Raw genomic sequence first — 11,243 nt, forward strand, 5'->3', positions numbered from 1 at the left:
GCGTCAGCGCGTGACCCACACGGCGGCCACGGCCGGGTCGCCGAGCTCGACCGCGTCCCCCACGGCCTGCCCCGGCTGGGTGACCGTGAACAGCGTCGTCCCGACGTAGGGCCGGGCCTCGACGACGGTGACGTGCGCGTCCAGCCGCACCCCCACGTCGGCGAGGTGACGCAGGACCTGCGGCTCGGCGTCCGAGATGCGCACCACGTGGCCACCGTCGCCGGCGGGGGTCTCGCTCAGCGGACGGGTGGGCGGCAGGGAGACCTCGCCGTCCGGGCTCGGGATGGGGTCACCGTGCGGGTCGCGGACCGGGTGGCCGAGCAGCGCGTCGACGCGCTCGACGAGGAGGTCGGAGACGGCGTGCTCGAGCACCTCGGCCTCGTCGTGGACCTCGTCCCACTCGTACCCGAGGTGCTCCACGAGGAGCGTCTCGATGAGCCGGTGACGGCGCACCATCGCCAGCGCCGCGTGCCGCCCGCGGGAGGTGAGGGAGATGCCGCCGTAGCGCTCGTGGTGCACGAGCCCCTCGTCCGCGAGGCGCCGCACCGTCTCCGAGGCGGTCGACGCCGAGACCCCCATGCGCGCCGCGAGTGCGCTGACGCTGGTGGCGGGCCCGCCCCACTCGACCGCGGCGTAGATCGCCTTGAGGTAGTCCTGGGTGACGTTGGAGGCGGGCAGCTCGCCGTGCGAGGCAGTCACAGGATCAGCATCCACTGGTCCCAGAAGACGACGCCGATGAGCAGGAGCACGACGGCGTACCAGACGGTGATGAGCAGCGCCCTGTCCTGCACGAGGAAACGACGCAGCCCGTCGGGGGCGGGCAGGTGACGTCCCTGCAGGCCCCGGCCGAGGACGTTGACGACGATCGGGATGGTCACCGCCCACACGACGAGGCAGTACGGGCACAGTCCCCGCAGCTCGACGAAGGCCTGGTACTGGAACCACGTGATCGTCACCGCGGCGAGCACCGAGCCGGCCATGAGCAGCAGCCAGTACGGCCGGGGCAGGTGCCCGCCGCCGAGGAGGGCGACGCCGGTGGCGGTGACGACGGAGAAGGCGATCGTGCCGAGCAGGGCGTTGGGCACCCCGAGGGCGGAGGCCTGCCAGCTGAGGATGAACTTCCCGCACCCGATGAGCGGGTTGACGTCGCACGCCAGTGCCGCGTCGGGGTCGCGCAGCAGGGTCTGCTGGGACAGGACGAGCATGACCGACGCCCACAGGCCGAGCACACCGCCGATGGTGAGCAGCCAGCCCAGCCCTCGCGGGGCTCCGCCGGCGAGCTGGTGCTCGGTGGCGTGGGCCGGGTCGAGCTCGGCGAGCGCGCGCTCCTCGGCGAGCAGCTCGTCGTCGCCGTCGGTGACCTCCTCGGCCCGTGGCTGCTGGCTCATCGGCGCTCCGTTCCCGCGGACGTCTCCGCGTCGGTCGGGTCCTCGGTGGACCGCTGCCCGTCAGTATCCCCGCTCGGCGTGGCGACGTCTGCCACCTTCGGGAAGCTGTACCACCGGCCCAGCTCCACGGTCGTGTCGGGGTTGATGGTGATGACCCGGTAGTCCAGCGGGCGGCCGCTGTTGGCGTCCACGCGGAGCACGGTGAGCTCCGCGGAGCCGTTGAGCGGGCCGATCGTCGCGCCCCCGGACGCGCCGGCGGCGCTGGAGCCGACGTACCGCACACCGCGGTCGAGGACCTCGGGCCCCTCGCGGCGGTGCCAGTGGCCGGACAGCGACAGCTGCGCGCAACCCTGCTCGAGGGTGGGCAGCGCGGCGCGCGGGTTGTGGACGAGCAGGAGGTCAACGCGGTCGGCGGCGCATGCCGCCTCGGCGAGCCGCTCCCCCATCTCCGGGACGGTCTCCTCCCGCTCCTGGCGCGTGCCCTCGCCGATCGCCGTGAGCGTGGGGTCGGTGTCCCCGAGCATCTGCACCCCGGCGACCTCGACGACCTCGCCCCCGAGGACGAGGTAGCCGGCGTCGCGCATCTGGTCCGCCGTGGTGACCGAGTCGTGGTTCCCCGTGGACACGACGATCGGGACGTCGTCGGGGACCGCACCCGCGAAGGCGTTGACGCAGTAGGACTCCACCGAGGTCCCGCTCATCACGGTGTCGCCGGTGTCCAGCAGCGCCTGGGCGCCGCTGAGCTCGATCGCCCGGGCAAGGACCGGGCCCATCCCGACGTTGCAGTGCAGGTCGGTGGCGTGGAGGAAGGTCACCGGCTCCACCCGGGCGGGACGTTCGGTCGCCGCCGGGGTGGCCCCTGGGAAGGGCACCTCCGGGGCGATGGCGTCTACGGTCGGCGTGCCACTCGCCGCCGGCGAGGGATCCGCGGGTGCGTCGGGCCCGGTGGCCGGCGGGGCGGCGGGCGCGCCGTCGTCCGCAGCCGGAGCGTCGCCCGCACCGGGCGGCGCGACGGTGCCGGTGCTGTCGTCGGCGGGCGGGGCCGCGTCGTCGGCCGGCGGGGGTTCCTGCGTCGCTGCCGGGTCCGTCGGGGTGGGGCTGACGATCGGGATGCCCGGCGGGCGCTGCGGTGCACGGTTGGCCGCGTAGGCGGCCTCGAGGTTCTCGGTGACCGACGCGTAGAAGGCCTCGTTCTCCTCGTAGGCGTCCACGAGGTACCCGCCGTAGGTGTCGATGAGCTGGGCCATGCGGCCCGTCATACGCAGGTCCTCCATCGGCGTGCCGGCGAGGGCACTGATGGTCGTGCCCTGGACGGGACGGTCCCGCAGCGCGGAGACGGTGGGGACGGCGACCAGCGTCGCCACGACCACACCGGCGAGCGGTGCCACACCGGGTCGCCGCAGCGCGTGCGCGATCTCGGTGCGCAGCAGGCCGCGCGACGCCAGCCGCCCACCCGAGATCACGAGGAGCAGCGCCGACCAGATGAGCACCGTGCGACCGACGGCATCGCGCACCAGCGCCATCGCGGCGTCCGCCACGACGGCCTCGGGCTGTGAGACGAGCTGCGCGTACGCGGCGAGGTCCCCGGCGAGCCCGGTCACGGGGCTGGCCGACACGGCCGCGAGCTCCTGCGGGATCTCCTGGACGACCACCTCCACACCCAGCGGCCACGGCAGCGGCGAGTCGAGGAGCACCTGCCCGAGCGGTCCGAGGTCGACGACGATCTGGTGCTGCGGCGTCACCGAGTAGTGGGCGGCGTGCGGGCCCAGCGAGGAGTCCGTCGAGGCGGTGAGGACCCCCGCGCCCACGGAGAGCAGGCCGGTGACGACGAGGGCGAGGGTGGTGCGGATGACACGGCGCGTCGTCGTCGTCTGCCGGTGCCACCAGGGCCAGCGCTGCCGCCGACCAGCGGCCGGGGCGCCGTCGTCGAGCTCGTCGTCGTCCACCATCACCCGCCATTGTCCACCGGCAGCGCCCGAACGCGTGCCGACCGGTCCGCGATGTGGTTCTCTCACACTCGACACACCCACGACCCCGAGGAGCGGCCATGGGCGAGAAGATCTCCGGCACGACCTTCACCCGCTCGGACCACGCACGGTACCGCGCGAAGATCCGCCACTGCCTCGACACCCTGGAGGCGATGCTCGACGCCGGCGTCTTCGTCGAGGAGGAGTGGCGCACCGGCCTGGAGATCGAGCTCGACCTCGTCACCCCGGACATGCGGCCCTTCCACGGGAACCAGGAGGTTCTCGAGCGCATCGCCGACCCGGCCTACCAGACGGAGCTGGGCAAGTTCACCATCGAGCTCAACGTCGAGCCACGACGCATCGACGGCCAGTCCCTCGACCAGCTCGAGGCCGCCCTGCGCCGCAACCTCAACCGGGCCCGGGACCGGGCGGGGGACGTCGGCGCGGACATCGTCATGGTGGGGACGCTGCCCACGCTTCCTGCACCGCCGGCGGGTCGCGGCTGGTTCACCGAGAGCGACCGCTACGCGGCGCTCGACGAGGCCGTCATGAGCTCACGCCGCGAGGACATCACGCTGCGGATCGGCGGGCGGGAACCCCTCACGCTGACGATGGACTCCATCGTGGCGGAGGCGGCCTGCACCTCGACGCAGCTCCATCTGCAGGTGCGTCCCGAGCGCTACGCCGCCTACTGGAACGCCGCCCAGCTGCTCGCCGGCCCGCAGCTGGCGACGGCCGCCAACTCCCCCTTCCTCTTCGGCCACCACCTCCAGGCCGAGACGCGGGTGGAGACCTTCCTCCAGTCGACCGACACGCGCTCCCCCGAGCTGCGCAACCAGGGCGTCCGGCCGCGGGTGTTCTTCGGCGACCACTGGATCACCTCGATCTTCGACCTCTTCGAGGAGAACGTCCGCTACTTCCCCGCGCTGCTGCCCGTGAGCAGCGAGGAGGACCCGGCCGCGGTGTTCGCCGGCGGCGGGACACCCTCGCTGGCGGAGCTGCGCCTGCACAACGGCACGATCTACCGGTGGAACCGCCCCATCTACGACGTCCAGGACGGACAGCCGCACCTGCGCGTGGAGAACCGGGTGCTGCCCGCCGGGCCGAGCGTCGTGGACACGCTGGCGAACGCGGCGTTCTTCTACGGGCTGGTCGTCGACCTGGTGACCGACGAGCGGCCGCTGTGGTCGCGGATGTCCTTCGACGCCGCCCGGGAGAACTTCGAGTCGGCCGCTCGGGACGGCATCACCGCACGGATGTACTGGCCCGGGACGGGCGAGGTGGGCGTCGACGAGCTCGTGCTGCGCACGCTGCTGCCGATGGCGGCGAAAGGGCTCGAGCGGCTCGGCGTGGACGACGCCGTCGGTGGCCGGTTCCTGGACATCATCGAGGCGCGGGCACGCCTGGGCCGCAACGGCGCGACGTGGCAGGTGGCCACCGTCGAGGCCTACGAGGCACGCCGGCACGACCGCAAGGGGGCCCTGCACCGCATGATGCGGGACTACGTCGAGGCCATGCACAGCAACGAGCCGGTCCACACCTGGCCGGTGCCCTGACCGCACCCGGCCGGCCACCGACCCCCGTCAACGGCGCTGGGTCCCTGCGACCAGGGACCAAGCTCGCGACGTCAGCTGCTCGGCTCGAGCGCCTCGAGGTAGGCCTGCAGCTCGTCGTAGGCACCGAGCAGGTGCGCCGCCCGGCCCCGCAGGCCGGCGTACGCCGTCCGGTCCTCGGGGAGCACCGTGATCGGGTCGGGCACCTCGCCGCGCGGGCTGAGCATCTCCAGGCCGGCGGCGAGGGACTCGGCCCGGCCGGTGGCGTAGAGCGCGAGGATCGCCGAGCCGAGCGCCGAGCCCTCCGCGTCGTCGGTGGGCACGAGCGGACGTCCGACGGTCGCGGCCATGACCGTGCGCCACAGGTCCGCACGGAACACCCCGCCGGTGCAGCGCACCTCGGTGATCGGGGTGACGCTGTCCAGGACGTCGACGATGCTCGCCATCTGCAGGGCGACGCCCTCGATCGCGGCCCGGATGAAGTGGCCGCGCCCGTGAGCGTGCCGCACGCCCAGGAACGCGCCGGTGAGCTCCGGGTCCCAGAGCGGGGCACGCTCACCGAGCAGGTAGGGCAGCATGACGAGCCCGTCGCTTCCCGCGGGCACCTGCTCGGCCATCGCGAGGACCTGGACGTCACGCAGGGGACCGGGCGGCACGTCGGGCGCGTAGACCTCACCGGCCCAGCGCGCGACGACGCCGCCGTTGCTGATCGCCGCCCCCGTCACCCAGGCGTCGTCGGTCAGCGCGTAGCAGAACAGCCGGCCGCCCTCGTCGAGCCGAGGCTCGGGCACGACGGTGCGCACGGCCCCGCTGGTGCCCATCGACAGGCCGGCGATGCCGGGCTCGATCGCGCCGGTGCCCAGGTTGCCGAGCGGACCGTCGGTCGCGCCCGTGTTCACCGGGATCCCGGCCGGCAGGCCCACCCGCTCGGCCGCCTGCGGGCTCAGCTCGAGCAGCGCCGTCGTGGGCAGCACCTCGGGCAGCTGCTCGCGCCGCAGGCCGGCGAGGTCGAGCGTGGAGTCGGCCCAGGTGCGGGTGCCGAGGTCGAGCAGGCCCGAGGCCGACGCCGTCGACAGCTCGGTGACGAGCTTCCCCGTGAGGTGCAGCAGGACGAGGTCCTTGAGGCCGGCCCAGCGGTGCGCCCGCCCGGCCGTGCTCGTGTCGTTGGCCGCGAACCACCGGAGCTTGACGAGCGGGCTCATCGGGTGGACGGGCGTCCCGGAGAGGTGGAGCAGCTCCCGGGCCCGGCCCTCGGCGCGCAGCGCCGCGGCCTCGGCGTACGCCCGGGTGTCCGCCCAGGTGATGATGTCGGTGAGGGGCCGCAGGTCCTCGTCGAGCGCGACGAGGCCGTGCATCGCCGAGCCGACGCCGATGACGTCGACCGTCCGCCCGCCGCACGCGACGACGACCTCGGCCAGCGCCCGGTCGACCGCGTCGAGCACCATCGCCGGGTTCTGCACCTGCCAGCGCGGGTGCGGCTCGGCGAGCTGGTACTCACGGAAGGCGGCGACGCGCCAGGACGAGGTGGTGTCGACGGCGATGACCTTCGCGGTCGTCGTGCCGACGTCGATCCCGATGACGACGCTCATGCTCAGCGGGCCGTTCCGGCCTCGAAGGCCCGCAGCTGCTCGAGGACGGCGGAGAGGAGCTCGGTGTCGTCGGCAAGGTCCGCTGCGAGCTCGCCGACGACCGTGCGCACGGCCTGCTCGTCGTCGCCGGCCGCCAGCTGCTGCCACCGGTCCCCCGCGACGTCCTTGACGGGCACTCCCCCGCCGCGCAGGTGCGCGATCCAGGCCGCGACCGCGACGACGGCGCCCGCGGGCATCCGCCCGGCGCCACGCTCGGTGCGGAGCACGGGGACGTGGCGCACGGGCAGCTTCTGCGAGCCGTCCGCAGCGATCCGGCCGAGGATGTCGCGCATGCGCGGGTTGGCGAAGCGCTCCCGCAGCGCCTCCCGGTAGGCGGCGACGTCCTCCGCGGGGACGTCGAGGCTGGCCTCGGCGTCGTCCCAGAGCCGCTCGACCCAGGCGCGGACCTGCTCGTCGGCGAACGCCTCGTCGACGGTCTCGTGGCCGAGGATCGGTCCGGCGTAGGCCATGAGGGAGTGGGCGCCGTTGAGCAGCAGGAGCTTGCGGCGCTCGTAGGGCTCGACGTCCTCCACCAGGGTGACGCCGGCGGTCTCCCACCGCGGCCGGCCGGCCGGGAAGGTGCCGGCGATGACCCACTCGGAGAAGGGCTCGGTGGCGACCGGGGATTCGTCCTGGACGCCCAGCTCGCGCTCGACGAGCTCGGCGGCCTCGGGGCCGACGGCCGGGGTGATGCGGTCGACCATCGAGCTGGCGAAGTCGACGTTCTCCTCGATCCACGGCAGCAGGCCCTCGTCGACGGCACCGGCGAGGTCACGCACCACCCGGGAGACGACCTCGCCGTTGCCGGGCAGGTTGTCGCACGGCAGGACGGTGATCGGACCGCCGTCGGCGGCCTGTCGGGCGATGAGCCCCGCGACGATCTTGCCGGGGACGGTTCTCACCGGGGCGACCGGGTCGCGACGCAGCGTCTCGATGTCCGCGACGACGTCGGGGTCGGCGGTGTCCACCCCGCCGTCAGGGCCGCGGAGGTAGCCCGCCTCGGTGACGGTGGTCGTGATGACGGCGACGGCCGGGTCACGCAGGTACTCCAGCCACGCGGAGTGGTCGGCGGCGGCATGGGCGGCGCTCACCGAGGTGACGACCTCGAGGTCGTCGCCCTCCGGACGGCGCACGATGAGCGTGTAGAGCCCGTCCTGCGGCGCGAGGGCGCGGGCAGCGTCGGGCCGGCGACCGGTGAAGGCAGCGATCCCCCACTCCGCGCCGTCGTCGGCGTGCATCGTGTACCAGGCCTGGTGGGCCCGGAAGAAGTTGCCGAGCCCGAGGTGGGCGATGCGGACCGGCGCGGCCGGCTGGTCGGGGCGGCGGCTGAGTCGCTCAGTCACAGCTTGAACACCTTCTTCGGGATCGTCGTGACGAGGTCGTGGGCGGTGGCCAGGGCCTCATCCTCGGTGAGGCGGTGCTCCGCCACCAACTCCGCGAGGTACGCGGCGTCGAGGCGACGGGACATGTCGTGCCGCGTGGGGATGGACAGGAAGGCGCGGGTGTCGTCGATGAAGCCGGACGTCCGGTAGAAGCCGGCGGTCTCGGTGACGGCCCCCCGGAAGCGGCGGATCGCCTCGGGTGCATCGAGGAACCACCACGGCACGCCGACGTGCATCGAGCGGTAGAAGCCGGCCATCGGCGCGAGCTCGCGGGAGTAGACGTCCTCGTCGATCGTGAAGACGACGAGGGTGAGGTTCGGGTGGTTCCCGTACCGACCCAGCAGGGGGCGCAGCGCCTCGGTGAACTCCACGCGCACCGGGATGTCGGACCCCACGTCGGCGCCGTACCGCCGGAGGTTGTCCGGGTCGTGGTTGCGCCGGACCGCCGGGTGCAGGGTCATGACCAGCCCGTCCTCGGTGGCCATCCGGGCGGTCTCGCTCATCATGTGGCGACGGAAGGCGGTGGCGTCCTCGGCGCTCACCTCGCCGCGCAGTGCGGCGTCGTAGATGCGCGCCGCCTCGGCCTCCTCGAGCGGCTCGGTGCCGGCGTCGTAGTGCGAGTGGTCGGAGGACACGGCGCCGTGCTCCTTGAAGTACCGGCGGCGGGTCTCCAGGGCGGTGATGTACCCGGCGTAGGTGCCGGTGTCGACGTCGGCGACCTCGCCCAGCCGGCGGGCCAGCTCGGGCCAGTCCGGGCGGGCGAGCTCGAGGAAGCGGTCGGGGCGGAACGTGGGGATGACCCGCCCGGTGAAGGTCGGGTCCTCGGCGAGGGCCCGGTGCGGAGCGAGGTCGTCGAGCGGGTCGTCGGTCGTCGCCAGCACGGAGATGCCGAAACGCTCGAACAGGGCGCGCGGGAGGAACTCCGGGGTCGCGAGCGCTGCCGCGATCCGGTCGTAGATGGCGTCGGCGGTCTCGGCGCTGGGCACCTCGGTGATCCCGAAGACCTCGGCGAAGGTCGTGTCGAACCAGTACTTCACGGGCGTGCCGCGGAAGAGGTGGTAGTTCTCGCACAGGATGCGCCAGGCCTTGCGCGCTCCGGCCTCGTCGAGCGGCAGCGGACCGTCGGGCCCACGGCCCAGGTCGCTCAGCTCGGCGCCGTTGGCGTGCAGCATGCGCAGGACGTAGTGGTCCGGCACGAGCAGCAGCGAGGCGGGGTCGGCGAAGGGCTCGTTGTCGACGAGCCACTGCGGGGGCACGTGGCTGTGCGGCGAGATGATCGGGAGATCCTTGGTGGCGGCGTACAACCGGCGCGCCACCTCCCGCACCTCCGGCTGTGCCGGGAGGAGACGGTCGGGGTGGACGTGCAGGGATGCCTGCGTCTCAGCGCTCATGAGGCCATCGTCGCCAGGCCCCTCCCCCACGGCAATGAAGTTGCCACTGCTTGCCAGCAGGTTGCCATGGGTTGCCACCACACCGCAGCACATCGGGCCCGCCGAATGACGCGATGTCCATCCGCCGCTACCGTCGAGCCATGACGTGGTTCAAGGAGGAGGCCCGCTTCATCCCGCGGCCCCAGATCGAGGCGATGTGCGACCGGCTGCTCGACGAGGCGAAGGAGCGGCTCGGGATCGCCGAGTACCGTCGCGTCCTCCTCCTGCCGCCGGACCTCACCCGTGCCCACTCGGGCACCGGCTGGATGACCGAGTACCTCTACCACCGGCTCGACGCCGGGGGCACCGAGGTGCACGTCATCCCCACGCTCGGGCAGCACGTGCCGCACACCCCGGAGGACAACCGGTGGATGTTCGGCTCCATCCCCGAGGAGCGCATCCACGCGCACGACTGGAAGAACGGCGTGACGAACGTGGGCACGGTGCCCGCGGAGTTCGTCCGCGAGCAGACGGGCGGCGCCGTCGACTGGGAGATGCCGGTCGACCTCAACACCATGCTCGTCACCGAGCAGTGGGACCTCATCATCAACGTCGGCCACGTCGTGCCGCACGAGGTCCTCGGGTTCGCCAACCACAACAAGAACTACTTCATCGGCCTGGGCGGCAAGCGGCTGCTCGGCGCCTCGCACATGGCCTCGGCCGTCTACGGCATCGAGAACAACCTCGGCAACCTCCTCACGCCCGTGCGGGCCTGCTTCAACTACGCCGAGGAGCACTTCCTCGCCGACCTCCCGGACGTCTACCTCCAGGTGGTCATGGACTACGACGACGACGGGAAGCTGGCCCACACCGGCGTGTACGTGGGCGACGACGTCGAGACGTACTACGACGCCGCCCGCGCCTCCCGCGAGCAGAACTTCACCCTCTTCGACGAGCCCGCGAAGAAGGTCGTCGCGGTCATGCAGGCCGACGAGTTCCGGGCGACGTGGGTGGCGAACAAGGCCGTCTACCGCACCCGGATGGCGATCGCCGACGGCGGCGAGCTGCTCGTCATCGCCCCCGGTGTGGAGCGCTTCGGGGAGCAGCCGGAGGTGGACACGCTCATCCGCAGGTACGGCTACCTCTCCCAGGCCGAGGTCATCGACCTCTACCGGACGCAGGCCGACATGCAGGACATCCCCCACGGCACCGCTCACCTCGTCCACGGGTCCTCCGAGGGCCGCTTCACGATCACCTACGCACCCGGTCACCTGAGTAAGGAGGAGATCGAGTCGGTGGGCTACCAGTACATGGATGTCGAGGAGGCGCAGCGACGCTACGACCCCGCCGTCATGAGGGACGGGTGGAACACCCTGCCCGACGGCGAGGAGGTCTTCTACATCTCGACGCCGTCCGCCGGCCTGTGGTCCACCCGGGAGAAGCTGGAGAACCGCGACACCGAGCTCCACGGCTCCTAGCCGCGTAGCCCGACCTGGGCCCCTGCGGTGGATGACTGGTCGGGTCCCTGCAGCCACGGCGAAGGTTCCCCCCTCTGGTCGCCGAGAGCGGAGTTGTTGCACCCGGCGCGGCGCCTCCCCCTGGTCGCCTGAACGGCGCGACAACGCCGCTGTCGGCGAGGGTTCCTGCCTCACCCCCACCCTGGTCGCCTGACGGTGCAACAACTCCGCTGTCGGCGAAGGGTTTGCCACACCGCCACCGCTGGTCGCCTGACGGTGCAACAACTCCGCTGTCGGCGAAGGGTTCGGGGTCTGCCTCATGCGCGGCAAGGCCCCGCACCTGGTGTGGTGCGGGGCCTTGCGTGCGCCCAGGTGTGCCCGGGGGTTACGGGGTGCGGCGCACCCCCAGGGTGTCGGTGCCGTCGCCGTCCCAGTCCCCGACGTAGACCTCGTCACCGGCGCGGCCGTAGGCCACGGTCAGGTCCGCGGTCCCCCCGC

General features: G+C 72.7%; 8 protein-coding genes. 2 read left to right on the top strand and 6 right to left on the bottom strand.

The window, feature by feature from the left end; all coding sequences use genetic code 11:
• Positions 1–3: 3 nt before the first annotated feature.
• From VR894_RS12375 to VR894_RS12385, 3 genes are read right to left on the bottom strand one after another with little or no spacing between them, the layout of a single operon-like run.
• Positions 4–699 carry a metal-dependent transcriptional regulator gene (locus tag VR894_RS12375; protein ID WP_324651949.1) on the bottom strand — a complete coding sequence of 232 codons (696 nt, stop codon included), beginning with the start codon at positions 697–699 and terminating at the stop codon, positions 4–6.
• Positions 696–1,388: a vitamin K epoxide reductase family protein gene (locus tag VR894_RS12380; protein ID WP_324651951.1), complete on the bottom strand. Its 693-nt coding sequence runs from the start codon at positions 1,386–1,388 to the stop codon at positions 696–698. The genes VR894_RS12375 and VR894_RS12380 overlap by 4 nt, the downstream gene beginning before the upstream one ends.
• Positions 1,385–3,337 (bottom strand): metallophosphoesterase family protein, encoded by a 1,953-nt coding sequence (locus tag VR894_RS12385; protein ID WP_324651952.1) that lies wholly within the window; start codon positions 3,335–3,337, stop codon positions 1,385–1,387. Before VR894_RS12385 ends, VR894_RS12380 begins: the two co-directional genes overlap by 4 nt.
• A gap of 98 nt (positions 3,338–3,435) precedes the next feature.
• Here VR894_RS12385 and VR894_RS12390 point away from each other — a divergent pair, with 98 nt between their 5' ends.
• Positions 3,436–4,911, top strand: a complete 1,476-nt coding sequence (locus VR894_RS12390; RefSeq protein WP_324651953.1) for a glutamate--cysteine ligase — start codon at positions 3,436–3,438, stop codon at positions 4,909–4,911.
• 71 nt (positions 4,912–4,982) lie between these two features.
• Here VR894_RS12390 and VR894_RS12395 read toward each other — a convergent pair whose 3' ends face one another.
• The 3 genes from VR894_RS12395 to uxaC are packed head-to-tail and all read right to left on the bottom strand — an operon-like array spanning position 4,983 to position 9,309.
• Positions 4,983–6,497 (bottom strand): gluconokinase, encoded by a 1,515-nt coding sequence (locus tag VR894_RS12395; protein ID WP_324651954.1) that lies wholly within the window; start codon positions 6,495–6,497, stop codon positions 4,983–4,985.
• A gap of 2 nt (positions 6,498–6,499) precedes the next feature.
• Positions 6,500–7,879 carry a mannitol dehydrogenase family protein gene (locus tag VR894_RS12400; RefSeq protein WP_324651955.1) on the bottom strand — a complete coding sequence of 460 codons (1,380 nt, stop codon included), beginning with the start codon at positions 7,877–7,879 and terminating at the stop codon, positions 6,500–6,502.
• A complete protein-coding gene (uxaC, locus tag VR894_RS12405) occupies positions 7,876–9,309 on the bottom strand; it encodes a glucuronate isomerase (RefSeq protein WP_324651956.1) in 1,434 nt (477 codons plus the stop codon). The genes VR894_RS12400 and uxaC overlap by 4 nt, the downstream gene beginning before the upstream one ends.
• A gap of 140 nt (positions 9,310–9,449) precedes the next feature.
• Here uxaC and VR894_RS12410 point away from each other — a divergent pair, with 140 nt between their 5' ends.
• Entirely contained in the window at positions 9,450–10,766 is a 1,317-nt protein-coding gene (locus VR894_RS12410) for a lactate racemase domain-containing protein (protein ID WP_324651958.1), read from the top strand.
• The last annotated feature ends 477 nt before the right edge of the window (positions 10,767–11,243 follow it).

The sequence above is a fragment of the Georgenia sp. H159 genome, from assembly GCF_035607575.1.
Lineage (GTDB): Bacteria > Actinomycetota > Actinomycetes > Actinomycetales > Actinomycetaceae > Oceanitalea.